The sequence below is a fragment of the Bacteroidota bacterium genome (assembly GCA_017303975.1).
GTDB lineage: Bacteria > Bacteroidota > Bacteroidia > JAFLBG01 > JAFLBG01 > JAFLBG01.
Window position 1 is genome coordinate 1 of sequence record JAFLBG010000009.1, and the last position, 25,979, is coordinate 25,979.

At 35.2% G+C, this 25,979-nt stretch carries 23 protein-coding genes and 1 tRNA gene; 14 read left to right on the forward strand and 10 right to left on the reverse strand.

The window, feature by feature from the left end:
* Positions 1-680: 680 nt before the first annotated feature.
* Positions 681-1,976, reverse strand: a complete 1,296-nt coding sequence (locus J0M08_04905) for a tyrosine-type recombinase/integrase (GenBank protein ID MBN8702379.1) — start codon at positions 1,974-1,976, stop codon at positions 681-683.
* A 2-nt stretch (positions 1,977-1,978) separates the two neighbouring features.
* Positions 1,979-2,230 (reverse strand): hypothetical protein, encoded by a 252-nt coding sequence (locus J0M08_04910; protein MBN8702380.1) that lies wholly within the window; start codon positions 2,228-2,230, stop codon positions 1,979-1,981.
* Positions 2,231-2,412: 182 nt separating this feature from the next.
* Between J0M08_04910 and J0M08_04915 the strand changes: the two genes are divergently transcribed.
* From J0M08_04915 to J0M08_04925, 3 genes are all read left to right on the forward strand, one after another.
* Positions 2,413-2,475 (forward strand) — tRNA-Ser (locus J0M08_04915).
* 38 nt (positions 2,476-2,513) lie between these two features.
* Entirely contained in the window at positions 2,514-2,762 is a 249-nt protein-coding gene (locus tag J0M08_04920; GenBank protein ID MBN8702381.1) for a GIY-YIG nuclease family protein, read from the forward strand.
* Positions 2,763-2,850: 88 nt separating this feature from the next.
* Complete coding sequence (locus tag J0M08_04925) at positions 2,851-2,985, forward strand: GIY-YIG nuclease family protein (GenBank protein MBN8702382.1); 135 nt, start codon at positions 2,851-2,853, stop codon at positions 2,983-2,985.
* Here the strand turns inward: J0M08_04925 and J0M08_04930 are convergent.
* From J0M08_04930 to J0M08_04955, 6 genes are all read right to left on the reverse strand, one after another.
* Complete coding sequence (locus J0M08_04930; protein MBN8702383.1) at positions 2,932-5,694, reverse strand: PD-(D/E)XK nuclease family protein; 2,763 nt, start codon at positions 5,692-5,694, stop codon at positions 2,932-2,934. The two genes, J0M08_04925 and J0M08_04930, sit on opposite strands and share 54 nt — an antisense overlap.
* A gap of 40 nt (positions 5,695-5,734) precedes the next feature.
* On the reverse strand, positions 5,735-6,460 hold the full coding sequence (gene dapB, locus J0M08_04935) for a 4-hydroxy-tetrahydrodipicolinate reductase (GenBank protein MBN8702384.1): 726 nt from the start codon (positions 6,458-6,460) through the stop codon (positions 5,735-5,737).
* A 6-nt stretch (positions 6,461-6,466) separates the two neighbouring features.
* Positions 6,467-7,033: a hypothetical protein gene (locus J0M08_04940; protein ID MBN8702385.1), complete on the reverse strand. Its 567-nt coding sequence runs from the start codon at positions 7,031-7,033 to the stop codon at positions 6,467-6,469.
* A gap of 13 nt (positions 7,034-7,046) precedes the next feature.
* A complete protein-coding gene (locus tag J0M08_04945; GenBank protein MBN8702386.1) occupies positions 7,047-7,958 on the reverse strand; it encodes a ParB/RepB/Spo0J family partition protein in 912 nt (303 codons plus the stop codon).
* Between the two features lie 164 nt (positions 7,959-8,122).
* A complete protein-coding gene (locus J0M08_04950) occupies positions 8,123-8,938 on the reverse strand; it encodes a ParA family protein (GenBank protein MBN8702387.1) in 816 nt (271 codons plus the stop codon).
* 23 nt (positions 8,939-8,961) lie between these two features.
* Positions 8,962-9,642 carry a metal-dependent hydrolase gene (locus J0M08_04955; GenBank protein ID MBN8702388.1) on the reverse strand — a complete coding sequence of 227 codons (681 nt, stop codon included), beginning with the start codon at positions 9,640-9,642 and terminating at the stop codon, positions 8,962-8,964.
* Between the two features lie 120 nt (positions 9,643-9,762).
* Here J0M08_04955 and J0M08_04960 point away from each other — a divergent pair, with 120 nt between their 5' ends.
* From J0M08_04960 to J0M08_04985, 6 genes are all read left to right on the forward strand, one after another.
* Positions 9,763-10,284: an NAD(P)H-dependent oxidoreductase gene (locus tag J0M08_04960; GenBank protein ID MBN8702389.1), complete on the forward strand. Its 522-nt coding sequence runs from the start codon at positions 9,763-9,765 to the stop codon at positions 10,282-10,284.
* Positions 10,285-10,389: 105 nt separating this feature from the next.
* Positions 10,390-11,667, forward strand: a complete 1,278-nt coding sequence (locus J0M08_04965) for a Glu/Leu/Phe/Val dehydrogenase (GenBank protein MBN8702390.1) — start codon at positions 10,390-10,392, stop codon at positions 11,665-11,667.
* Positions 11,668-11,730: 63 nt separating this feature from the next.
* Positions 11,731-12,000: a 30S ribosomal protein S20 gene (locus tag J0M08_04970; protein MBN8702391.1), complete on the forward strand. Its 270-nt coding sequence runs from the start codon at positions 11,731-11,733 to the stop codon at positions 11,998-12,000.
* A gap of 68 nt (positions 12,001-12,068) precedes the next feature.
* Positions 12,069-12,314 (forward strand): hypothetical protein, encoded by a 246-nt coding sequence (locus J0M08_04975; GenBank protein MBN8702392.1) that lies wholly within the window; start codon positions 12,069-12,071, stop codon positions 12,312-12,314.
* Between the two features lie 10 nt (positions 12,315-12,324).
* Positions 12,325-13,290 carry a 23S rRNA (adenine(1618)-N(6))-methyltransferase RlmF gene (gene rlmF, locus J0M08_04980; protein MBN8702393.1) on the forward strand — a complete coding sequence of 322 codons (966 nt, stop codon included), beginning with the start codon at positions 12,325-12,327 and terminating at the stop codon, positions 13,288-13,290.
* Positions 13,291-13,309: 19 nt separating this feature from the next.
* Complete coding sequence (locus tag J0M08_04985) at positions 13,310-15,238, forward strand: AAA family ATPase (protein ID MBN8702394.1); 1,929 nt, start codon at positions 13,310-13,312, stop codon at positions 15,236-15,238.
* Between the two features lie 4 nt (positions 15,239-15,242).
* Here J0M08_04985 and J0M08_04990 read toward each other — a convergent pair whose 3' ends face one another.
* Complete coding sequence (locus J0M08_04990; GenBank protein MBN8702395.1) at positions 15,243-17,159, reverse strand: S9 family peptidase; 1,917 nt, start codon at positions 17,157-17,159, stop codon at positions 15,243-15,245.
* Positions 17,160-17,461: 302 nt separating this feature from the next.
* Here J0M08_04990 and J0M08_04995 point away from each other — a divergent pair, with 302 nt between their 5' ends.
* On the forward strand, positions 17,462-19,321 hold the full coding sequence (locus J0M08_04995; GenBank protein MBN8702396.1) for a gliding motility-associated C-terminal domain-containing protein: 1,860 nt from the start codon (positions 17,462-17,464) through the stop codon (positions 19,319-19,321).
* A gap of 21 nt (positions 19,322-19,342) precedes the next feature.
* On the opposite strand, the gene fahA is transcribed toward J0M08_04995, so the two are convergent.
* Positions 19,343-20,605: a fumarylacetoacetase gene (fahA, locus tag J0M08_05000; GenBank protein ID MBN8702397.1), complete on the reverse strand. Its 1,263-nt coding sequence runs from the start codon at positions 20,603-20,605 to the stop codon at positions 19,343-19,345.
* A 131-nt stretch (positions 20,606-20,736) separates the two neighbouring features.
* On the opposite strand from fahA, the gene J0M08_05005 reads away from it, so the two are divergent.
* From J0M08_05005 to J0M08_05020, 4 genes are all read left to right on the forward strand, one after another.
* Complete coding sequence (locus J0M08_05005; GenBank protein MBN8702398.1) at positions 20,737-21,672, forward strand: GDP-L-fucose synthase; 936 nt, start codon at positions 20,737-20,739, stop codon at positions 21,670-21,672.
* Between the two features lie 70 nt (positions 21,673-21,742).
* Positions 21,743-23,323 (forward strand): hypothetical protein, encoded by a 1,581-nt coding sequence (locus J0M08_05010; protein MBN8702399.1) that lies wholly within the window; start codon positions 21,743-21,745, stop codon positions 23,321-23,323.
* Between the two features lie 48 nt (positions 23,324-23,371).
* The gene (locus J0M08_05015; protein MBN8702400.1) at positions 23,372-24,469 is read left to right on the forward strand and encodes an undecaprenyl/decaprenyl-phosphate alpha-N-acetylglucosaminyl 1-phosphate transferase; all 1,098 of its coding nucleotides are present in this window, start codon (positions 23,372-23,374) and stop codon (positions 24,467-24,469) included.
* On the forward strand, positions 24,462-25,976 hold the full coding sequence (locus J0M08_05020; protein MBN8702401.1) for a hypothetical protein: 1,515 nt from the start codon (positions 24,462-24,464) through the stop codon (positions 25,974-25,976). Before J0M08_05015 ends, J0M08_05020 begins: the two co-directional genes overlap by 8 nt.
* The last annotated feature ends 3 nt before the right edge of the window (positions 25,977-25,979 follow it).

Genomic DNA, 25,979 nt, shown 5'->3' on the forward strand with positions numbered 1-25,979 from the left:
ACAATTCTTCTCATAATCTGTATTGTTTAAATTTCGGTTATAAAAATAATTACTAATGCGCACATTACTCCCGTTAAAAAAGTCCCTATACTCATTTTGACCGTGCTTAAGAGTGATCGTTTAAAATCATTCCTAAAAAAATTGCTAAAAAACAGCAAGTTTACGATAAAACACGTAAGTAAAAAGACGGATACTAACATACCTATTTTATTACTATTTGTTGTCAAAAACGTGTTAAAACTTTCATAGGTAAGAAAAACTGGTATTTTGAACAGTAAAATATCAAAAAAAACTATAAGGGTGAAATTTAGTGTAAGGAATAACAATATCTGCTTTGTTGAAGGAATCATCATGGTTATATGTATTTAATTAATTGTATAAATTAAATGGGGTATGCGCCTCTCCAGGTACATACCCCTCCATGATAAAATATGGTGGGTGCGTTACCTTACACATCCACTTAGTTAGAAGGTTCCGCGAGGACCCGATCCACCAGTAAAATGAGAAGGACGCGCCCATATTTGGGCGCTCCTCGTCATTTGCCGGTGGATCTAAAAATTTCGCGGATTTTCTAATACCTAAGCAAGCAACAATGCGCTATAAATTATTTCATATAAAATTCTACATCATTTCTTTATTTTAATTCAAATTTACGAAACTTTCAGTACTTCTTAGCGGGATTAAAAATTCATAACCGTTTTTACGGCTTCTCCCACTTTTTGTTTGTTCATCCAATGCCTTTGATAATTAATAGTAGTTTGAATGTCCGAATGCCTGTAAATCAACTGCAATGTTTGAATTGGTATTTTATCTCCTGAGAGATTTCCGAAAGTATGCCGGGCAAGATGATTATTTAAACTTTTTTTAATCTTGGCTTCCTTAGCAAGTTCCTTCAACCATATATTGTAAATTCTGATTGCATTTTTCAGTTTTATTTTAACATCCTTTGGATCATCTAAATTTGCTTTACTCATTTCAGGAAAGATATATCCTTTGTTTTCATCCTTATATTTTTCATAATACTTTAATATCCTTTTTGCCCTCTCAACGAGAGGAACCTCCACCGGTTTATTATTTTTGCCCATAACATAAGTTAAAGAATCAGGATTAATTTGTTCCCATTTTGTTTTGAGAACATCACTAATCCTTGCTCCGCCCCAGCATAAAGATAAAATCCAGGAATTTTTAGCATGAATCCATGTATCGGTTCTTTCTTTAAGTTTTGCTTTTTCCAATGCCACAACTTCATTTTCTTCTAATGCTATTTTTTGACTTTCGGGCATACGCATTTTGTAACCACTTTTTCCGCTAAAGGGATAGTTTTCCCTTGTGATAGCCTTAGCCTCAATCGCTCTATTATAAACCGTTCTAATTACATTCATGTGATTAAAAATATTCCTTTCTGAGTGTCTGCCATCTACTTCTAAATAAATAGCAAGATTTCTAAGAAAAGAGGGAGTAATAGAGCTGAATTTAATATCCTGATTTACTATTTTTCTAAATATTGATTTTTCATTTTCCCTTTCTAAATTTGGAAATTGAACATTAAAATCTTTGTCATAAAAAAATGACCAAATATTTTTCCCTTTGCCATCTACGGAAGTAGCTTCATGGTGTTGATTTTTCTTAAATTGTTCTTCAACATAATCGCTGAAAAAGTCAAAGAATGTTTCTGAGCTTTTTACATCCTTTAAAATGTTTATAATCTTTTCCGGTGTTAAATCACTTTTCCCTGATTCATATTGAAGGATTAGATCAGCAGCAAGAGAATCCTTAGCCTTGATGGTATTATTAATTCTCTTATAATGTTCGTGGGTGCGGTTGACTAACTTATTGGCTGCATCCCACTGACTTTCTAAAACATTTTCAATAAAAACAAATTTATGCTTTCGATCAAAAGTTAAGCGCAGAGCAACAAATCTCGAACCGTCAGATAATTTCTTGCCTTTGAATAAAACGATTTTGGATGAGGCCATATTTACAAGGGTTTAATAGGATTATTTTCTTGTTGTAATTCATTCCATCTCTTTACTATCAATTTATTTATCAATGTATGCTGTGGATGATTGGGTAAAACTTTTGCTCTATCCGCATCCCAATGAATCGAATTAATGCTTTTCTTTAGGAAAAAATACTTGACTTTTCTATCTTTCGTCACTTTAATTGCAAGGGGATGTGAACCATCCTTTAGTTTTTTGCTTTTATTCAGTATTACTTTAACAGATGCCATGATGTTTACTTTAAAAATGCTTCGGAAACAAATATACGATTATTGCGGAAACTGGTTTCCACATAGTTTCCACAATTTTACTTTTTTACCCGTTTTTAACCAGTTTAAACCAATATTGGAAAACCTTGACAATACTGGTAAAATGAAGATATATCAAGGGTTTGAAAAGATTTAAACCTGTTAGCGTGGGCAATAATGTAGGGTTCATAACCCTGAGGTCACGGGTTCGAGTCCCGTCTCCGCTACTAAAACCGATACAATTGTGTCGGTTTTTTTTTGCGACTTGTTTACTGTTTACATATTATATTCGGATTTACATCATAAAATCTATATTGGGTACACTTCCAATATGCAAGAGCGATTGCTTTCACACAACCAATTAGCGACAAAAGGATATACCATAAAATTTAGGCCGTGGAGAATCATTCACACCGAAACATTTGATACAAAAGCTATTGCCATGAAAAGGGAAAAGGAGTTAAAATCTGCTCAAGGAAGAAAATTTGTTTGGAGCCTAATTAACAAAGAATAAGGATTCTTATCCGCCAGATGGCGGACACGGGTTCGAGTCCCGTCTCCGCTACTAAAACCGATACAATTGTGTCGGTTTTTTTTGCGACTTGTTTACTGTTTACATATTATATTCGGATTTACATCATAAAATCTATATTGGGTACACTTCCAATATTGAACAGCGATTGCTATCTATTGCACATTGTTTTAAAATTGCAATAAGCACAAGTTTCAATATTTGAAGTCTGCGTAAAAGGCTTGTCAGGATTAGCAATTCTTCTCAAAAGTGTTGCAAGCTCTTGCTCAAAATCAGCTATGTCGGAATCTGTAATATCGTTATTCTTTTTTATGGTAAGAGGAAACCCGGTAGAATTAATATTGCGCAACGACATCAGCAATAATTGTTTATTGCTTCTAAACTCCTGATTGGTAATCCAACCATAAAAAAGCAACTGAAATGTCTTGGCAGTATTGTCTTTTGTTAAGACTTCAGCTATCGAGTTGATAGTAACTTCTTTTTTTTCTACAACACCAGTTTTGTAATCAATAATTCTAAGCTGATTATTATACAAATCTATCCTATCGATTTTACCCTTCAGAATAAACGACTCGTTATCAAACTTAAACTCCCGTTTAAATTCTTTCTCCTGATGCAACACAGTAATAGAATTACTCTCCGTCAATTTACTTTCGCTCTGTAAAAATTTAGTGAAATACTGAAATATAACTCGATAAATAAGCAGGTTCGCACCTTCCTGAAATTGAGAAATATTATTCTTTAGTAAGATATTCTTTAGTTCTTGCTCATATAGCTTAACATCTATCTTATAATCCTCAGGAGCTAATTTTCGACCAATTAAATCTTTATAGAAAAACTCCAACAAGCTATGCAGCGCAGTACCAAAAACATTCTGCTCAATAGACTCCGACACTTCTGTATTTTCCTTTATCCGTAAAACATTAGTTAAATAAAACTTTAATTCGCATTCCAAAAAATTTATTAGAGCACTTGCCGAAATTCCGGTAGTAAGCAGTTGAGCTACCTTTGACTTAACATCCTCCGTCTTTTCAATTTCTATTTTAGCAGCTTGCATGTTAGCGTTTGTAAATCCAACCGTGTATTCTGTTAATTCAATGGCGGGATTTATATCACACAGCTCATTCTGCAATTGGTATATGTATCTACTTTTTTCTTTACTTCCAAAAACATCCTTTACTAAACTATAGGTTAGGTAAACGGTTTTAGCGCGTTGCAATAATCTATAAAAATGATAAGAGAAAATTGCATCTTTATCTTGATGTGTAGGTAAACCATACTCACATCTTATATCAAACGGAATAAACGAATTGAATGATTTTCCGGCAGGCACCACGCCTTCGTTTACCGATGTAATAATTACTGTTTCAAAATCAAGACAGCGTGTCTCCAACATCCCCATAACTTGCAGATTAGACGTTTGGTCTGACTTGTAAGGTATTTTTGCATTTGCAATTTTCAGATTTAGCACTAGCTTAAACAAGTCTAGTGAGAAATCTGTGGGATTAATTTTGTTGGAAATGGTGTGAATTAACTCAAACAACAACTCTTTGTAATGAATAAAAATTACTTTCTCGTCAACACTTTTTGTTGGTATAATCTTGTGTTCTATTTGTTCAAATAAAAACAAGAAAAAATGTTCGACATCACTACTCTTATTTATCGGATTAAATAAATGCCTTACCAGCTCTGCCTCTTTGGGAACAACATCCAACACAAAAGAAAGATTAACTTGTGTCAAGTTGGTTGAAATGATTTTGTTTTTTAGAATACTGCACGTTTCAGGTCCCATCAACTCTTCTAATAAAGGGTGTGAAAGAATTTGAAGAAACGATTTATGGTAAAATAATTTTTCCTTTTCGTCTGAAAATAGTTTGTTTTGATGTAACTCAACCCACTGCATAACAAACTCCGAAATGCTTGAATTACCAATTGGATAGCCAATTGTTATGTAGTAGTTTTCGGTTAAGGTTTGTGTAAGAAGCAACGACTGCATTTCATCGGGCAAAATGATTGCGGTTGGAGCATCCTTATTTATTTTTGAGGAAACTATATCGTTAATAAGCTCTGCTTGTATTGAATTTCCGGGTGCTCCAATTACATGTATTTTTTTCTTTTGAGTCTTTAGTTGCTGCTCTTTTATTAACACTACAGCCGACTCATGCTTTCTATACTGTTTAATTAATGTGCGAATAAACTTCCCACCTTCGTGTAAAGTATTATTCAAGTAATATTCATCCGCATCAAAAAAAAGCGTACACTTATTTTTTTTGAGTAGATATGTAATTATTTCCTCTTCACATTTATTAAACGCATTAAAGCCAACAAAGTAATACATGGAAAACTCTTGCGGTGAAAGGAGTTTATCTGCATTCTTAACCAAATATCTGTAAGCAAGTCCGGGATAGGCTTGTTTACTTTCAAGTAGCTCTTTGTTGGTAGCATTGTAAACACTATTTAAATTAGCCCAAAGTTGATCGAAATTTAACTGAATTTGAGATAAGGAAGTTGACTGTTTGTTCCACTGCTCTAGCTCTTTTATATATTTTATATCTGTAAATAGTTTTTTTGTGTCAACTAAAAAACTGTCTATTTCATTAAAATCATTTAGCAAATTTTGCCCCCAATGAATAAATTTCTTGAACTCTTCTTTGGGGTATTTTTTTTTAATCTCTTTGAATAAAACTACCAAATGATCAAGCGTATCAATTGGTTTTAGCGCAGTTGTTTCATATACAAAATCTTCTGAAGAATAGAATGTTGGACTCCAAATTACGTTGGCAATCTGTTGTACTAACTCCTGTTTAAATTTTAATGCAGAGCGTTTATTTGGAAAGATAAAGCAAGCTTTCTCGAGAGAAGCATCAGCCTCCACTACTTTTTGTGCAACTTTACTTAAAAAAGTTTCTTTCATTTCGTATTTGAGACTACAATAGAATTGTTCCGGACACTTTCTAAATAGAATTGTTCATTAAATCACTCATGGTAAAAACTCCTTTTTTTCCTCGAATCCATTCGGCAGCCAATACTGCGCCTAACGCAAAACCTGTTCTGTTGTGCGCAATATGCTTCAATTCAATAGCATCGATAGCCGAAGTATATTTTACAATATGAGTTCCGGGAGTTTCGCCCTCTCGTACTGAATTTATAAGCAATTCATTGGGGTTAGAAGTTGTTTCACCTTCCACCCACTTGTCTTTTCGGTGTATGTTTTTTAAAATTTGTTCTGCGGTTGTAATGCCTGTACCACTAGGAGAATCTAGCTTATGGATGTGATGAATCTCTTCTATAGAAACATCATAAGCATCATACTTGTTCATTAATTGAGCCAAGTATTCATTTACTTTAAAAAAAATATTTACTCCAATACTAAAATTAGTTGCATGAAAAAGTGATTGTTGTTTTGCATTGCATTTGTTTACCACATTCTCAAAATCAGCATACCACCCTGTTGTTCCAACCACTATTGGTATCGATGCCTCAAAACATTTGTAAATGTTTTTAAGTACACTTTGTGGAGTTGAGAATTCAATGGCAACATCAACAGTCTTTAAGGCTTCGTTAGATAATGTTTCCGAATTGCTTTCATCAATTTTGAGCACTATTTCATGTTTCCTGGCAATTGCAAGTTGCTCGATGGTTTTACCCATTTTTCCATAACCCAATAATGCAATTTTCATTTTATTCTATTTGAAGTTTGCTGTTAATCTAAATCCGGGAGCCGGCAATTGATTGTACGATGTATAAATTGTTGTAGGCTGAATTCTCATCGAAAGATTATCACTCACGTCAAAACGCGCCAAGTGCGCATCTACACTAGCATCAACAATATTAAGCACATATACTACAACCAATCCAACTACAGATAAATCTCTATAACGATGGTAATATTCGTGCAACGATTTTAAGTTATCTGCACTATATATTTTCTCATATTCATCTATCGTTTCCGGGTCGTTGTCTATGCGAGCCTTGTAGGCATCTCGGTAGTTTGCATATTTATTATTGGTAGTGTACAGTGCGTATCCAAGTCCGGCAAATGCACCATATACAATAGGCAATTTCCAATATTTTCTGTTGTAAATCTGCCCAAGCCCAGGCAGTGCAGCCGACAAGGCAGCAGCCTTTTTAGGAGCAATGTAGGTTCGTTCGTTCTTTTTTACTTTTGTTGTATCCTGCGCAAATCCTTTGTTTAAAAAAGAAAGTGCGAGAGTAAAAAAAACAATAACGTTGTAGTACAAAACTGATTTCACGAATATTTTTTGCCTAAGCTGATAAATCTAACAAATCAAGAACCCTATTAAGCTCATCGTTGCTGGTAAAGTTTATTACAATCTTTCCTTTACCACTTACTTGGCGCTTAAAATCAACAGATGTTTTGAATAAACCTTCCAAGTTTGATTTAATCTCTTGTTCGGTTTGAGATAAAGGCAAAAACAATTTTTTGCTCGATTTTTTTACTGATTCGGGCTTTTTATTTTGCCAACGGCTAATGTCCTCTACCTCTCTAACACTCAATTCTTCAATTAAAATTCGATTGAAAATTTGCAATTGAGTTTCCTTATTTTCAATATTTACAAGGGCTTTAGCGTGGCCCATGGTAATTCGCTTATCTCGCAATGCAGCTTGAATTTCAACCGGCAGCTTAAGTAAACGCAGGTAATTAGCTACCGTTGATCTGTCCTTAGAAACTTTTTCACTTAAGGCTTCTTGTGTTAGCTGACACTCTTCAAGTAAGCGCTTAAAGCTAATTGCAATTTCAACCGGGTTTAAATCGTGACGTTGAATATTTTCAACCAACGCCATTTCAAGCATAGATTGATCGTTAGCTATTCTCACATATGCCGGAATGGTTGTTTGACCCGCAATTTGAGATGCTTTAAAACGCCTTTCCCCCGAAATAAGCTGGTACTTATCGTACCCCATTTTACGAACGGTAACGGGCTGAATAATGCCGTGTTGCTTTATTGATTCAACTAATTGCAATAGCGCTTCTTTTTCAAAATCTGTTCTAGGTTGAAATGGATTAGCCTCTATCTGACTTATCGAAAGCTCCGAAACGCCTTTATTTGCAGGAGTATTATCCACATCATATTTAGAAGTAATGTCTGTATTTACATTTTCTAACAATGCACTTAATCCTTTTCCTAAAGCCTGTTTTTTATTGGTCGTACTCATTCTGTTTCCTTTTTGGTAAAAATACGGAATCTTTATTAAATGCTCTACAATGACCCCATTTAAATGGATTGTTTTTACAGCTTTCTCGTTAAGCTTTGTTAATTCCTATAAAACAAAAGCCCCATCCTATAAAGAATGGGGCTCTGCATACTATTGCGACTTAACTAATTTTCAGAACTTACGTTGATAATTTTTTCTGCTTCGGTCATTCTTGTCATTGCATTTTTTTGCAGTATTTCACGTGCTAAATTTAAGTAACTGATAGCCCCTTTGCTATTAGCATCGTGCATGATAATGGTTTCGCCAAAGCTTGGAGCCTCGCCTAATTTGGTATTTCGTTGAATAATAGTATCAAACACCATTTGCTGGAAATGGGTTTTTACTTCTTCTACCACTTGGTTAGACAAACGTAAACGCACGTCATACATCGTTAATAATATCCCTTCAATTTCTAGTTCAGGGTTTAATCTTGTTTGAACAATTTTGATGGTATTTAGCAATTTGCCCAATCCTTCTAATGCAAAATACTCGCATTGTACCGGAATAAGAACCGAATCGGCACATGTAAGAGCATTTACTGTTACTAGCCCTAATGAAGGAGAACAGTCAATAATGATAAAATCGTACTCTTCTTTAACCTTCGCTAAAGCTGCACGCATCATCTTTTCTCTGTTTGGCATATTAATCAGTTCAATCTCTGCACCAACCAAATCAATATGTGCCGGCAAAATATTTAAATTGGGCGTATTTGTATTTAACACAACATCCTTAGGTTCTACGCCATCTATAATGCATTCGTAAATACTTGTTTTAATATTTCTTGGGTCAAAACCAACACCTGATGTCGAGTTTGCTTGAGGGTCAGCATCAACCAACAGCGTCTTGTATTCCAAAACAGCTAGGCTAGCTGCTAGATTGATGGCCGTAGTTGTTTTTCCAACACCACCTTTTTGATTTGCTATGGTTATTATTTTTCCCATTTATTTAGTTGTTACGAAAATTATTAAATAGTAGTCGTTTGCCCAATGTCAAGTAACGTTAGGCTTTTGCCGGATCTAGCAAATTTAGCTATAGCCTCTGCTTTGTCAATTTTAATGTATCCAAATGTATCGTAATGCATTCCAATTACATTATTGCAATTTATATACTCGGTAGCTATAATTGCGTTATCTATACCCATTGTAAAGTTGTCGCCAATAGGAAGAAATGCAAAATTCAATTTTCGGTACTCTCCAATAAGCTTCATGTCGTAGGATAGAGCAGTATCTCCGGCATAGTAAAAATTCCCTTGTTTAGATTCAATGATAAAACCCATTGGATTTCCTCCATAAGACCCATCCGGCAAGCTACTAGAGTGTTCTGCCGATACACATTTTACTTTCCCAAAATCAAACATCCACTTTCCTCCGGTATTCATAGGGTGTGTTTTGGAAACACCTTTTTTATTTAGCCATGCGATTATCTCCCAATTAGAAATTACAGTTGCGCCTGTTTGATTTGCAAGCATTACCGCATCTGCAATATGGTCTTCGTGACCATGCGAAATTAAAATATAATCTGCCTTAATAGATTTTACGTCTACATGTTTAGCTAGCTCGTTATGTGTTATGAAAGGATCAAACAACAAAATTGAACCATCAATTTCAACTGTAAAGCACGAATGTCCAAAATATGTTATTTTCATTGTTTTGTAATTGGTCGCAAAAATATTTTCTTTTTAGGCGAAATAAAAATAAGGTTAATAAAATCGATATCTTGTTGATAAAAAGAACATTTTTGAACATTAAACTGTTAATTCAACTTAATGATAACAATTTTCTCCGGAACAAACAGACCCGATAGCAACACAGCAAAGGTCGCTAGGCATTATGCCAATGTTTTAAGAAGCAAAAATAAAGTTGTAAAACTTTTTGAACTAACGAATTTACCAACTTCTATTGCGTTTACCGAAATGTTTGGTAAACGATCGCCCGACTTTGAAGCAATTATTTCCGAATATGTGCAACCTTCCTCTAAATTTATTTTCGTTTTCCCAGAATACAACGGTAGCTTTCCCGGTATTTTAAAAACATTTATCGATGCTATTCACCCCGACTTTTACAAAAACAAAAAAGCAGCGCTCGTAGGCGTTGCATCCGGAAGGGGTGGAAATATAAGAGGAATTGAGCATTTTACAGGTGTGCTACACTACCTAAAAATGGATGTATATTACGACAAACTTCCCCTGTCAAAGATTAGAGATGTAATAGATGTGAATGGAGTTATTGTGGACGAGATTTCACTCAACACAATAAACAACCAAATTGAAGGTTTTTTGAATTACTAATAAAACCTACTTGTTTTTTCTTTGCCTATTTGTTTTTTTTTAACTTTAAAACTTTCTTAACAAAACTTTAACTAACTATTAGTAAGACGGAAATAATAAAAATTTATGGAAACTAAAGAGATTGCTAAAAAAAATAACCCTTACGAAGATGTATTGAAACAGTTTAATAGCGCGGCTGATGCGATGAAACTTCATCCATCAGTAAGAGCTATTTTAGGAAAAACGGCAAATGAAATTGTTGTTAATTTCCCTGTTAAAATGGACGATGGGCGTATTGAAATGTTTAAGGGATATCGAGTGCAACACAACAATATTTTAGGTCCTTATAAAGGTGGATTGCGTTATCATTCAACTGTAGATATTGATGCTGCAAGAGCATTGGCTACATGGATGACATGGAAAACGGCAATTGCAGGAATTCCTTATGGTGGAGCAAAAGGCGGGGTACAATTAGACCCCACTAAAGTTTCTCATGGCGAATTAGAGCGTATTACAAGAGCTTTTACAGTTGCACTAGGCGATAATATTGGTCCGGAGTACGATATTCCTGCACCGGATGTAAATACAAATCCGCAAATTATGGCATGGATTGTTGATCAATATATGATGACTCGTCATCCAAGAGAAAGACAAAACAGCTACCATGTAGTTACCGGAAAGCCAACACACGTAGGAGGATTGGCTGGTAGAGATAGAGCTACCGGACTAGGTGTTGTTACAAGTATTGAAGAATGGGCAAAAGACAATAACTTGAATTTAAAAGGCTCTACGTATATGGTTCAAGGATTTGGTAATGTGGGTTCATGGGCTGCCCATTTTATGAAAGCACATGGGGCTAAATTACTAGCTGCAGAAGATGCAAGTGGGGTTATTTACAACGAAAAAGGTATTGATGCTGATGAATTAACTGCATATGTATTGAAAAACGGAGGTAAAGTTGCAGGATTCCCTAATACAACACTTATTACACATACCGAATTTTTGAGCTTAAAAGCAGATATTTTTATTCCCGCAGCTTTAGGTAATCAAATTACCGGAGAAACTGCTCCATTGTTGAATGTAAAACTAGTTGCAGAAGGCGCAAATGGCCCTACAAATCCAGAAGGAGATGCAGTTTTAAAAGCTAGAGGTATCGCAACAATTCCGGATATTTTATGTAATTCAGGCGGTGTAGTTGGCAGCTATTTTGAGTGGGTTCAAAACAAACAAGGTGAAATTTGGGAGATTGAACGCGTAATACATGCTGTAAGAGCCAAAATGGTTGGTGCTTATGCTAAAGTAAAAGATGCTTCAAAACGCTACAATACAGGTTGGAGAGAAGCTGCTTATATAGTTGCTTTGGAAAGGCTTCAAACAGCGTATCAAGAAAGAGCGTTATTTTAATTTTGTTAATTAAACTTTAAGTACTACATTTGCAGTCCTTAAATCAATAGAAAATATAGAGAAATGGCAAATCACAAGTCAGCAATTAAGAGAATTAGAGCAAATGACGCTAAACGTTTAAGAAACCGTTATTACGCTAAAACTACAAGAACTGCAATTAAAGCAGTAAAAACATCAAAAACAGCGAAAGAAGCGGAAGCTTTATTGCCTAAAGTTGCTTCTATGTTGGATAAATTGGCTAAGAAAAACGTTATTCATAAGAATAAAGCAGCTAATTTAAAATCAAAGCTTACTAAATCAGTAAATGCTAAGAAAAAGACAAAGACAAAGTAATTATTACAAAATAAATAAGTATAAAAAAGCCTCATATTACAGTAATATGAGGCTTGTTTAATTAAACAATGGCCGAATATCGTTTTCCACAATACCGAAAATACTTAAATGGGAAGTCTTACTTTAAGATTATGTCCAACAAAGAATTTGAGGAGGTGCAGTTAATTGGTAATAAAAAAATTAAGCATTCCATTCAAGCAAAAATCCTTCCTGATTTCAATTACATAAATGATATGTTGCAATGTTTGGATGGGCATTGGGTAGAAATAGAAGAACAAGAATATTTTAGAATAACGGATTATTTCCCCAGATAAATATAGTGTGATGGAGAATAACAAAATAATTCCTCCCGAAAAAACAAATTTACATCCAAGAAACAAGCACCGTTTGGGGTATAATTTTTCGGAATTGGTTAAATCATATCCAAATCTGGCGACATTCGTTAAACACAATATATACGGCAATGAATCCATTGAATTTAGTAATTCCGAAGCGGTATTGGCATTAAACAAATCATTATTAGTTCACTTTTACAATACTGAATTTTGGGATATTCCTACGAATTATTTATGTCCCCCTATACCAAGCAGGGCGGATTATATTCACTATATAGCTGATTTGCTTGCTACATCTAATAACAATTCAATGCCAATCGGAGTGCAAATTTCCGTCTTAGATATTGGTGTTGGAGCTAATTGTATTTATCCAATTATTGGCAGAAAGGAATATGGATGGAAATTTATTGCTTCTGATATCGACCAACAAGCACTTGACTATGCTGGAAATATTGTTCGAAAAAATAGTTTATTAAACGGATTTGTAGAATTAAGGCTTCAAACAACAGCATTGCAAGTATTCAAAGGAGTTGTAAGGCCGTCTGACAAGTTTGATGTATCTATCTGCAATCCTCCTTTTCATGCATCCTTGGCAGAAGCGAAAGCAATGAACGAGTTGAAATGGAAAAAACTAGGCTTAAAAAATGGCTTAAAAAGCAACTTTAATTTTGGTGGGAAAGCCAACGAGCTTTGTTACAAAGGAGGAGAAGCTGCATTCTTGCATACTATGATAGATGAAAGTGTTCTGTTTAAAGATTCGTGCTTTTGGTTTACGACACTAGTTTCAAAAAAAGAAAATTTAGAAAGCGTATATTATCTGCTGAAAAAACACAATGCAGTTGAAGTAAAAACAATACCCATGTCTCAAGGGCAAAAAAATAGCCGTATAGTGGCCTGGACATTCTTAAATACATCACAACAAAATGAATGGCGAACCAATCGGTGGAAAAGCTAATTTAGTATACACATAATATATGCAGCATTTAGAACGATTGCACGACCTTCGAAGATTATTAAAAATAGAACGAGACGAAGATTACGAGCAATACAAAAGTTTTTTCTCTAGAAATAACATTAACTACCGCAAAGAAAATGGGGTTACTTGGTATCCTATCGTTATATCGAATAATCAGATTGGACTTGGAGAGTATATATCCATTGACATTGAAAGAACGTCCAATTTGAATGAGCCTCATAAATTTTCTGGAGGAAAAATGGCCGAATTATTTTCGAATGCGCATCAAGATGCATCTCCATTAATTGGAACAGTTAAGGTTTTAGGGCCTAATAAGATTCGTTTGTCTTTAAACGTAGATGAATTGCCAGATTGGTGCGATGATGGAAAACTTGGAATAAATATTTTGTTTGATGAGGCAAGCTATAAAGAGATGGACATTGCACTGTCTAAGGCAATTGGTGCATCTAACAATCGTTTAGCGCATTTGAGAGATGTTATGTATAATGCAATAGCACCGGCATTCGAAAGAGAGGATAATTCCATTAATATTGACCGCCTTAATAAATCACAGAATGCTGCCGTTCGAAGAATATGTGCAGCTCAGGATATTGCAATCATTCATGGACCTCCTGGCACGGGAAAAACCACCACATTGGTGCAAGCAATTGTTCAAACTTTAAAAACGGAAAAGCAAGTATTGGTGTGCAGTGCCAGCAATACTGCGGTTGACTTACTTACAGAGAAACTGCATAGAGAAGGAGTAAATGTGCTTCGTTTAGGAAATCCAGCTCGCATTTCGGAAGAAGTATTGATGAATACACTGGATGCAAAAATGGCAAAACACGACTCGTATAAAGATTTACGGCAGTATCGAAAAACAGCAGAGGAATATTTTAGAATGGCTGGCAAGTATAAACGTACATTTGGAAGAGAGGAGCGCCAGCAACGTCAACTTTTTTATAACGAAGCCAGAAAACTATTAGGCGATGCTCGATTGCTGGAAGACTATATTTTAGATGATCAGTTTGCAAAAGCTCAAGTAATAGCCTGTACACCTGTAGTATCGGCTAATAAAATGATGCGCGATAGACATTTTACTACTCTATTTATAGATGAAGCCGCGCAAGCATTAGAACCTATGTGCTGGATACCGATTACACGGAGCAACAGAGTAATTTTTGCAGGCGATCATTTTCAGCTTCCTCCAACTGTAAAGTCTAAAGTGGCTGAAGCAGAGGGTTTGAAAGAAACCTTGTTCGAGCATTGTATGGGAATAGAAAATATATCTGTAATGCTCGATACGCAATACCGAATGCACGAGCATATTATGAATTTTTCGAATCAAAAATTTTATGATAATAAACTCAAAGCACATGATTCAGTTAAATCTAATTTGTTAAGTTTTGATACAAATGAATTATTGTTGAACACGGCTGTAACATTTATTGATACTGCCGGTTGTGGGTATGATGAAATCATCAACCCGGAAAGCTTGAGCATCACTAATCCAGAGGAGGCACAAGTATTATTAAAGCACTTAAAATTGCTATTGGAGCAGTATGTGCAAAACAATAAAGAAGGAAGAATTATTAGTATTGGAATTATTTCTCCTTACAAAGAACAAGTACAATACTTAACAACAGAGATTAGCAAAGATGAAGAGTTGCAAAAATATAATTTCCCTATTGCTGTTAAAACTGTTGATGGATTTCAAGGGCAAGAGCGGGATGTAATATATATAAGTCTTGTGCGGAGCAACGAATTAAAGGAGATTGGTTTTTTGAATGATATACGCAGGATGAATGTTGCCCTAACACGTGCCAAGAAAAAACTGGTAGTAATTGGAGATAGCGCAACACTTGCCAACAATAAATTCTACGGTGATTTCTTAGATTACATTGATTCTATCAATAGCTACCAAACGGCTTGGGAGTATAAGGAATGAGTTGTTATTTAAGCGTTTCGTCTAGCCATTTATAGAACTCACGTTGCCATACCAATGCATCTTGTGCTGTACTTACCCAATGGTTTTGATCAGGTAAAAGCATAAATTTACTTTTAATTCCGCGCAACTGAGCTGCCATAAAGGCTTGCTGCCCCTGTTCAATTGGAACTCTATAATCCTTTGCGCCTTGAATAATAAGTATTGGGGTATTCCATTTATCAACGTAACTGCTGGGTGAAAACTTATTAAATGTTTTTTGAGCTGCTAAATTTTGTGTATCCCAATATGGTCCTCCGTATTCCCAGTTCGAAAAAAACACTTCATCCGTTGTGCCGTACATACTTTTTAGATCGTAAATTCCGCAGTGAGAAATAAATGTTTTAAAACGATTGTTGTGCATGCCTGCAAGCATAAACACCGAGTAACCTCCGTAGCTAGCGCCCACACAACCTAACCTATCTTTATCAACAAATTTTTCTTTAGCTAAGGTATCAATTGCAGTTAGGTAATCTGCCATTGCTTGCCCTCCGTGATCTTTGCTTACTTGCTCATTCCATTCTGTCCCAAAGCCCGGCATTCCTCTGCGGCAGGGTGCTACAATAATATATCCATTTGCTGCCATTAGTTGAAAATTCCATCGAAAGGAATAAAACTGAGTAAGACTTGATTGAGGACCACCTTGGCAATACAACAATGTTGGGTATTTTTTACTTGCATCAAAATTGGGTGGATAAATTACCCACACCAACATTTTTTTATTGTCGGTTGTTGTAACAAATCGCCTCTCTACCCTACTCATACTAAGTGATGCGTAAGTTTCATCATTAGCATGTGTAAGTTGTTTCATACTTCCGGTGGATAAATCTACGGTGTATAATTCTGCGGCATGATTCATGTCTGTTCTCGAAACAATAAGTGTATTGCCGCTTTGCCCAATTATTCCATTGATATCAAAATCACCTTTGGTAATTTGTTTCATTACCGGCTTTACTTTTGATTTTCCGGGATACACAACAGAAAACAATTGCAATGTTCCGTTTATTGGTGCATTGAAAAAAATAAAATTACCATCATTGCTCCACTTATAACTCTCCACATAAATATCATCACGTTGCGCAGTAAGATTTAACATTGATTGACCTATCGTTACCATAATATCTTGCTTGTCCGCCTCATAACCATCCCGTTTCATAGTTAGCCAAGCCAAGTCGCCATTTGAATTAAAGGAGGGATTAATGTCGTAGCCAAGCATCGTACTCGTTAAATTTTTCGTTTGTTTTGTTTCTATCGAATAACTATACAAATCGGTGTTAGTGCTTACGGTATAATCCTTCCCGTACTTTTTCTTTGTACAATACACTACCTCCTTTCCATTCGGATTCCAAACAAAATCTTCATCTCCACCAAAAGGTTTTTGGGGGCAGTCGTATGGCTCATCTTGCATAAGGTCTATTGGCAGAGGCTTTCCATTGTTATTACCATAACCTTCTATAAACACATGATCAAATTTTCCATCTTCATACGTATCCCAATGACGATAATTTAAATTGTCGTAAACATATACGTTCGACTTACTTAAGTCGGGATAATAATCAGCACCGGTTACGTTCTTTAGTTTTACTTCTTTACTCACGAGTAAATATTTTCCATCTGGAGATATTTTTTCATTTTTTAGTAATGAATCTACATTGCTTACTAATACTGGCGTTCCGCCAATTACAGGAATAGAATATTTTTTGCTCGAGCTTTTATTCTCCTCTACATTAGGTGTAGATACGGAATAAATAACATGCTTCCCATCTTTGCTAATCCCCAACCCACTTACTTTATTCAACTTCCAAAGCAGTTCGGGGGTCATTCTATTTTGGGCAACTAGTGCACAAGAAAATGCAAGTAATAATGTAGTAAAAGATCTAATCATAATTTTAATATCAATATGATAAACTGTTCAAAAAATTAGTCGAATATAGAAAAATAAATAAATAAATGAATTTACAGGAGCCTCGAACTATAAGATATTACTAATTAAAGAATTTGAAGAATTTAAAATACTGGAAATATTAGATGTTTTGCGGCTAACTAAATGAAAAGGTTACAAGAGTAAGATCACTTTTTAGGAATAACAAAATGTCAGATAAAAGGCATCGTATGCTACACCAGAACCAGATGTTTGATTTGACAATAGCATATAAATTCCATATTTTTAATATATAAAGCACCCCAATGATGAAATTTAAAAACTATTTATTTGCTTTAAACCAAAAAACAGTTTATGTACTTCTTTTTTTACTATTTGCTATACATTATTTATCGGCTCAATTGCCCAACCCTTTAGATTTTAATACTGCCACTAATACTACAAACACTGGAGTTTTAGCACAAGGAAGTAATGATTTGCATTGGACTGTTTCCACAACAGGTATCAATGGAACATATGTTCCTGCAATTGTTTGGGGAAATGGGACATGGGGCGGCTCTAACTATCCAAACGCAACGTGGATAACCTCTCCGGGAGCTTGTACAGGAAACGATTTGTATTTTAAACTTACCATTACCTTGCCCGGAGTTGTTTGCGGACAACCAACTGTTAACCCCGGTGCTTATTGCCTATACCTTGATTACTATGCAGACGATTATTTAAAAGAAATTTTTATTAACGGAATTTCGAGTTTTACAAATTCTACCTGTTGTAACTATTCGCCCGGTTCCGGGCTATCAGTAAACCTTTGCAATAATTGGGTTACAGGCGCCAATACACTTATTGTTCATGTAGATGCTTCAACCGGATGTCCAACAGGGCTTTTTGTACAAGCAAGTACTTCTGGCACTAGTACCACTATGCCTTCTGTTTCGGCTACAGCAAGTTCATTTACTATTTGCGAAGGAAGCACAGTAACCCTATCGGCAAATGGGGCCAGCAATTATTCATGGACACCAACTAACTCATTAAATACACCAACAGATTCTGTAACTATTGCTACACCGACTGTAAGTACTACGTATTATGTAATAACTACCAATAGTTATTCTTGCAAAGATACAGACACGGTAGCCATTGTTGTTCACCCAATGCCAATTGCAAATTTTTCGAGTGCAGCTCCTTATTGTGTTAATTCTGCTGTAACATTTACCAATACCACCAATGTAAATGGTGCAACTATCTCATCTTGGCAATGGGATGTAAATTCGGATGGATTGGTTGATTACAACACTCCCAACTGCTCTAATACATTTACTAGTAGCGGTGCAAAACTTGTTTCGTTTACAGTAACTTCAGACAAAGGTTGCAGGTCTGTTGATACAACAACGTTGTTTGTTAATCCGCTGCCGTTTTTTGATTTTACAACAAGCACAACAACAGGGTGTGTGCCATTGTGTGCTAATTTGTCTAACACATCTATCGCTGCTGTTTCCTACTTTTGGGAAGTCTCAAATGGAAGCTCCTCTGCTATTAGTAGCCCTCAACTATGTTTTAACACTAGCGGAATTATAGATATGTCTTTAACAGTAACTGATGCGAATGGTTGTTCAGATATGATTGTGAAAAATTCATTTATTCAAGTGAATCCTTCCCCTAATGCCGACTTTAATTTTAGCACATCGACTACAACTATTCTCAATCCTATTATTGATATTAAAGATAACTCGACCGGTGCAACAACTTGGTTATACGATTTTGGTGATGGTCTTCAAAGCACCGAAAACTCTCCCACGCATATTTATGATGTAATGGATACTACAACTTTTTCAATTACCCAAATTGTTTCTAATTCAGTAGGTTGCTCCGATACTATTACTAAAACGCTACATATTGGACAAGGCTTTGCATTTTATATTCCAAATGCATTTACTCCAAATGGCGATTTAAGCGATGATATCTTTACTCCACAAGGAATTGGCATTAGTAATTACGAACTTTTAATTTACAACCGTTGGGGAGTTTTAGTGTTTGAATCGAATGCGTTGAATACAGGCTGGGATGGCGATAAAGCTCCACAGGATGTGTATGTGTACAAAATTAAATGTGCAGACGTTTTCGGAAAATCCTATTTATATGTAGGAGCTGTAACGTTGATTCGATAATTCCAAAAATACACTTTGTAATTATTTTGTTGCAGGAAGCAGCTTTCCTTTACATTCTCCAAATCCTACACGGATACCATCTTTAGAGGCAAAACCTCTGATAATTATGGTGTCGTTGTCTTGTAAAAATTTTCGTTCGCTGCCATCTGCTAGTTTAATTGGTTTTGTGCCTTTCCAGGTTAGTTCCATTAACGAGCCATATGAGCCTTCCTCCGGACCGCTTATAGTTCCGGACGCCATTAAATCTCCTACATTTACATTACAGCCATTTACGGTATGATGTGCCAATTGCTGCTCCATGGTCCAATACAAATATTTATAATTAGAAGTGCAAATTTTTTGAGGCGCTAAATTCGGGGCCTCTAAATACACTTCTAAATTAATGTCAATATTCTTTTTACCGCTGTATTGCAAATAAGGCAAAACAGGAGGATCTTGCTTATAGCCATCTACTCTAAATGGCTCTAGTGCCTCTAGTGTTACTATCCAAGGAGACAAGGTAGATGCGAAATTCTTTCCAAGAAATGGTCCCAGAGGAACGTATTCCCACGATTGAATATCACGCGCACTCCAATCGTTAAACAAAAGCATTCCAAAAATATATTCATCTGCGGCTGCAGTTGTAATAGTATCTCCCAAAGACGTAGGCTTGCCAATAACAAAAGCCATTTCCAGCTCAATGTCCATTTGATTGGATGCCGAAAACAAGGGAACCTCTGCATCAGCCGGTTTAACCTGTCCTTTAGGGCGATGGAAATTTGTGCCCGAAACAATTATAGATGAACTTCTACCGTGATACCCAACCGGAATGTGTTTCCAATTTGGCAGAAGCGCATTTTTAGGATCACGAAACATACTTCCCATATTTGTAGCATGATCAATACTTGAATAAAAATCGGTATAGTCGCCCACCTTTATTGGCATTCGCATTTCTACTGAAGTCAATTCGCGAAACGCTTCTTTGCACGCAGCAGTATTCGATCGAAGTTCTTTATTGTCTAATGAAAAAAGCTCTATTAGTCTATTTCTTATTTTGTTTGTAGTAGGCTTACCCAGAGCAATAAAATCATTCAAATGGGCTTGCTTAAATAAGTTGCTATCATCAACAATTCCTTTAAAATAGTTATGTTTTGAAAGTGCGTATAAATCAACCAATGTGTTGCCAATTGCAGTGGCGGCATGATGCTTAATCGTTGCTGTGCTAAATATTCCAAAAGGTATATTATACATAGAAAAGTCTGAATTTGAAGGAATTTCAATCCATGAGTTTAATTTGGCAATCATCGTTTTTACTTTTAAAGTTTAATAGCAGTTAAAGTTAGTTTAAAATAGTAAAATATGCGCACCTACTAATTATACTTAGTTAAGATTTAGTCTACAACCTACAAAAAAGTTTTTTCCGTATCTTTAGCAGCATGAATTCACAATCGAGAATATATATTGCCGGTCACAATGGAATGGTTGGCTCTGCTATTGTTCGCAAACTAAAAAAGGAAGGATATTCTAACTTAATTTACAAATCATCTAAAGAGTTGGATTTAAAAAACCAACTAGCCGTAACTACTTTTTTTGAAATCGAAAAGCCTGAGTATGTTTTTTTTGCTGCCGCTAGAGTAGGCGGTATTGTTGCAAACAACACCTACAGAGCAGAATTCATATACGACAACTTATTAATGGAATGCAATGTTATTCATGCTGCATACAAGAACAACGTAAAAAAATTATTATTCCTGGGCTCCTCCTGCATTTACCCCAAACTAGCACCACAGCCGCTTAAAGAAGAATACTTACTTACCGGATTGTTAGAGCATACCAACGAACCTTACGCTATAGCAAAAATTGCAGGCATCAAATTATGCGATGCCTATAGAAGTCAGTACAGATGTAATTTTATTTCTGCCATGCCAACAAATTTGTATGGACCCAACGATAATTACAATTTAAACACATCACACGTACTACCTGCATTACTTAGAAAATTTCATACAGCAAAAGAAAACAATTTGGAGTCGGTTGAAATATGGGGAACCGGCACACCTATGCGTGAGTTTTTGCATGTAGATGATTTAGCAGATGCTTGTTATTTTTTAATGCAGCACTACAACGATGCGGGGCTTGTAAACGTAGGTGTTGGCACAGATATTACAATTAAAGATTTGGCATTGCTAATTAAAAAAATTGTGGGCTATACCGGCAATTTAACATTTGACAAAACGAAACCGGATGGTACACCTCGCAAACTAATGGATGTGAGCAAGCTAAGCAACATGGGATGGAAAGCTAACATATCGTTAGAGCAAGGAATTTCTGCGGTATATACAAGTGCTTTGCAAGAAAAAATACTAGCTTAGCGAGATGAAAAATCGGAGTGTTTTATGTTGTGTTTTTTTCCTAACAACTATACTCAGTTCGATTTGTAAATTGAATGCACAGAATGCAGCTCTGCCAATAAATCTAACTAAGAATACACAATTATTAGTTCACGAACTAAACCCTGGATTAAACACCAATCGCTTTTTGTATCCTTTTGAATTGGATAGCTCTGTTAAAATTTTTACTACTCTAAAACCCTTTATTGGAACCTTATTTGATATTCCTAGATTTAAAAAGAAAAATTTTATAGTGCGGAAAATATTCAAAGAAAATTTAATTATCATACAAGATTCTGCAACAAAATTTAACTTAACTATCGACCCTGTTTTCAATTTCCAATTTGGTAGAGATTTATCTGACTCTCTGGGCACTAATCTATACACCAATACAAGAGGCGTTATAGTAAGAGGAAATGTTGGCGCTAAATTTTCTTTCGAATCTTCGTTTTATGAAAGCCAATCTACATTTCCAAATTACCTAAAACAATTTGCCAATACCTATAAAGTAGTGCCGGGACAAGGACGTTGGAAAAACTTTAAACTAACCGGTTATGATTATGCATTTTCATCTGGTATTATAAATTTTTCTCCTACTCCTACTTTGCATTTTCAAGTTGGAAATGGGAAACTATTTATTGGCGATGGATACAGAAGTTTATTTTTATCAGACAATGCGTTTAATTATCCATATCTGCGTATAAGCAAGCAGTTCAAGATAATTCAATACACCGCCATATACGCACAACTAATGAATTTCAGTTTTGGGAATGTACAAACCCCTGCAAATACAGAACCTCTTTTTCAAAAAAAGGCAGCCAGCTTTCAATTCCTAGATATTGCTATTACTAAGTTTTGGAACGTTGGACTATTCCAAAGTTTACTATGGGAGGCTGCAGATAAAAACAATAAGCAAAATTTACATCTTACATATCTCAATCCAATTCCCTTAACCAATCCGTTACTTTTTGGACTTAATAGTACCAACAATACTTCTATTGGATTTTCTACAAAAATAAAATTAGCTAAGCAGGTTGTTATATATGGCCAGTATTATATTGATGCACTACCCGAAAACAATTTTAAAACATCCATTAACAACAAAACCGGTTACCAAGCCGGTGCGTATTGGCTGAATGCTTTATCGCTAAAGAATCTGACATTTCAACTTGAATACAACAGCGTGCGCCCTTATACCTACTCGCACAAAAAAACAGAACAAAGCTACACACACTATAACCAGCCATTGGCGCATCCACTGCAAAGCAATTTCACTGAACTGGTAGCTTTAGCTTCTTACAATTACAAGCGATGGGGCATTAGCATAAAATATAACTATATACAGATAGGTCGCGATTCAATTGGCAGAAACTATGGCAATTCTATATTTGCATCAAACAATGACGCCTATTATGGTGTAAATTCTACCAGTAATGAATTATTGCAAGGTATAAAAACATCCGTTTCTATTGTTGATGTAAAAGCCCACTTTATTTTAAAAGCTCCAACAGGAGCAAAACTATTTATGGGGTACTTTGTACGTAACGAAACAAGCACAACATCTAGTTTATATACGAAATATTTTTATGTTGGATTTAAAACGAATATGTGTAATTTTTATTCGGATTTTTAAATTTAGCATACACATTTTTCATACATTTAGTTAACTCAAAATAGAGTAATGGAAAAATTACCATTGGTATTTCTTACATCTTTCTTTGTTGTGCTTTTAGCCAATCCTGCATTGATAAAAGTAGCACTCCTAAAACGCTTGTTTGACGAACCGGGAGATGAACGAAAAATTCACACTCGTAGAATTCCTACAATTGGTGGGATTATGTTGTTTGGCGGCACTATATTTACCTATGCATTGTGGTATCCAATACCCACAACTACTGATTTTCAAGTAATCTTAGAGGCCTTTAACAACTTAAAGTATTTAGTAGCTACAACCATTATTCTGTTTTTTGTAGGAATAAAAGACGATATCATCGGAACAGCCCCCGTAAAAAAATTAGTTGCTCATATTATTGTTGGCATGATTCTAGTATTAATGGCAGATGTTAGAATCACTAGTATGGACGGAATTTTCGGAGTATATACACTTCCTTACTGGGCAAGTATTTTCCTTTCTATGTTTACATATATCGTAGTAGTAAATGCATTTAATTTAATTGACGGTGTTGATGGGCTTGCAGGTGGCGTAGGATTTATAGCATCTGTTTTATTTGGCTGTTGGTTTATTATTGTTGGCGATTCCGAATTGGCAACACTTTCCTTTGCTTTGGGAGGTTCGTTGTTGGCATTTTTAATTTTTAATTTTCAGCCCGCCAAGCTATTCATGGGCGATTCCGGTTCGCTTACAATAGGACTTATATTATGTGTGCTTGCCATACGAGTAATTGAATACGACCCAACCGTAGTAGAAAAAACTATTTTACGTCATGTATCGCAACCCGTTTTTGCAATGGCAGTTTTAGTATATCCATTGATAGATACACTCCGTATTTTTATTTATCGTTCACTTAAAGGTCTTTCTCCTTTTTCTGCAGATAAAAACCATATTCACCATAAACTGATAGGCCTTGGATTAAAGCATAAAGGAACTGTTATTATAATTTATGTATTTAATATTGTTGTAGTAGGCGCTGCTATTGTTTCCGGATTGTTGCAACCTACATTCTCCTTTTTACTTGTATTTTTTGTAGCTGCTGCTGCCACCCAAATACCTTTTTTAATTGCCCAAAGAAAATCTATAACTAAAAAAGCGGATGCGTAATTTTTTAGTAGTATTTATTTTTTTTATTACACTATTAACTAGTTTTCACTTAGGTGGGCAAATAAACTATACTACTTCCAAAGCACATTTTCTTGACAAACAACAAGCTGGCTTCCTTTTGAAAAAACACCACTCTTTTTTTAGAGATGTTAATAACACAACCTCTTTAAATGGAGCAGAAATAGCAACTTTAGACTCAAGTAATTTTTCAAACAAAAAAATTAGTATAAATCCTGTTTTAACCTCTAGAAATTGGTACAATGCAACGAGCGCTTCCTTCTCATCGCATAATCTGCTAGGTGTTTCAGCAAAATCATCTCTTTTTAAAAACAAGCTTTCTATTTCAACAGCGCTGTATGGCGGAAAATCGTCTTTCCCAAACTATATAGATTCTTTGGTTCGACCACAAACCATACTTCCCAATTATACAATAGGATATGGGAAAAACAATAATTATTCTTTTCAGGATTATTTATTTGCAATATCGTATTCGCCCAGCTCTATTTTCAATTTTGAAATTGGACGAGGAAAACATTTTATGGGAGATGGCTATCGTTCTTTGTTTCTAAGTGATTACAGTTCTCCATACAACTATGGTAAAATAACAGCTGAGGTTGCTAATTTAAAATACCAGGTGCTCTATTCATGGTTGAAAGACGCTTCTATGTATGATGGATCAAGAAAGTCGCTACAAAACAAATACGCTACTTTTCACACGTTAAATTGGAATGTATGCCGCAAGTTTTCTGTTAGTTTATTTGAGTCTATAATTTGGCAAGGAACAGACAGCAATAGACACAGAGGTTTTGATGTAAATTATTTAAACCCCGTTCTATTTTTTAGACCCACAGAATATTCGTTAGGCTCTTCGGATAATGCTTTTATAGGAGCCGCATTTAAAGCAACACCTTTAAAAAATCAAGTTTTGTATGGTCAGTTAGTACTCGATGAATTTTTGCTAAGCGCCTACAGAGAGCGAAATGGATGGTGGGGAAACAAATACGGAATACAATTAGGATTTAAATCGTATGATTTATTTACGCTTAAAAATTTATTCTTTACCACCGAAGTTAATACAGTAAGACCATATACTTATACACATGGCAGCGTACAACAAAATTATTCGCATCTAGGAATGGCTCTCGCTCACCCTATGGGGGCTAACTTCATAGAAAGTGTAACATTTTTATCGTATAAAATAAACAAACTGCAATTTATGGCTCAAGCTATAGCAGCAAAGTACGGAAAGGATTTGCCAACAATAAATTACGGAAAAAATATTTTTTTATCGTACACCACGCGCAGAGCAGACTTTGGGAATGTGTTGTTACAAGGAGTACAGACTAATTTCTACTATTTATCCCTTTCAAGTTCTTATCTGGTATTGCCAAAGCAAAATATTTCTATACAACTAGGAGCTGCTTATAGACAAGAAGGAGCAACTAAAAACCTGTTTGCTACGTTTTCTTTATTTACCCCTTTATTCAATTTTTACGAAGATCAATAATCG

Coding starts and splice junctions, on each gene's coding strand:
- J0M08_04950 (MBN8702387.1), bottom strand. CDS start 8,938: ATGGGAAAAATAATAACCATAGCAAATCAAAAAGGTGGTGTTGGAAAA.
- J0M08_04910 (MBN8702380.1), bottom strand. CDS start 2,230: ATGGCATCTGTTAAAGTAATACTGAATAAAAGCAAAAAACTAAAGGAT.
- dapB (MBN8702384.1), bottom strand. CDS start 6,460: ATGAAAATTGCATTATTGGGTTATGGAAAAATGGGTAAAACCATCGAG.
- rlmF (MBN8702393.1), top strand. CDS start 12,325: ATGGAGAATAACAAAATAATTCCTCCCGAAAAAACAAATTTACATCCA.
- J0M08_04975 (MBN8702392.1), top strand. CDS start 12,069: ATGGCCGAATATCGTTTTCCACAATACCGAAAATACTTAAATGGGAAG.
- J0M08_04985 (MBN8702394.1), top strand. CDS start 13,310: ATGCAGCATTTAGAACGATTGCACGACCTTCGAAGATTATTAAAAATA.
- J0M08_04960 (MBN8702389.1), top strand. CDS start 9,763: ATGATAACAATTTTCTCCGGAACAAACAGACCCGATAGCAACACAGCA.
- J0M08_04905 (MBN8702379.1), bottom strand. CDS start 1,976: ATGGCCTCATCCAAAATCGTTTTATTCAAAGGCAAGAAATTATCTGAC.
- J0M08_05020 (MBN8702401.1), top strand. CDS start 24,462: ATGCGTAATTTTTTAGTAGTATTTATTTTTTTTATTACACTATTAACT.
- J0M08_04955 (MBN8702388.1), bottom strand. CDS start 9,642: ATGAAAATAACATATTTTGGACATTCGTGCTTTACAGTTGAAATTGAT.
- J0M08_05005 (MBN8702398.1), top strand. CDS start 20,737: ATGAATTCACAATCGAGAATATATATTGCCGGTCACAATGGAATGGTT.
- J0M08_05015 (MBN8702400.1), top strand. CDS start 23,372: ATGGAAAAATTACCATTGGTATTTCTTACATCTTTCTTTGTTGTGCTT.
- J0M08_04970 (MBN8702391.1), top strand. CDS start 11,731: ATGGCAAATCACAAGTCAGCAATTAAGAGAATTAGAGCAAATGACGCT.
- J0M08_04945 (MBN8702386.1), bottom strand. CDS start 7,958: ATGAGTACGACCAATAAAAAACAGGCTTTAGGAAAAGGATTAAGTGCA.
- J0M08_04965 (MBN8702390.1), top strand. CDS start 10,390: ATGGAAACTAAAGAGATTGCTAAAAAAAATAACCCTTACGAAGATGTA.
- fahA (MBN8702397.1), bottom strand. CDS start 20,605: ATGATTGCCAAATTAAACTCATGGATTGAAATTCCTTCAAATTCAGAC.
- J0M08_04995 (MBN8702396.1), top strand. CDS start 17,462: ATGATGAAATTTAAAAACTATTTATTTGCTTTAAACCAAAAAACAGTT.
- J0M08_04930 (MBN8702383.1), bottom strand. CDS start 5,694: ATGAAAGAAACTTTTTTAAGTAAAGTTGCACAAAAAGTAGTGGAGGCT.
- J0M08_04990 (MBN8702395.1), bottom strand. CDS start 17,159: ATGATTAGATCTTTTACTACATTATTACTTGCATTTTCTTGTGCACTA.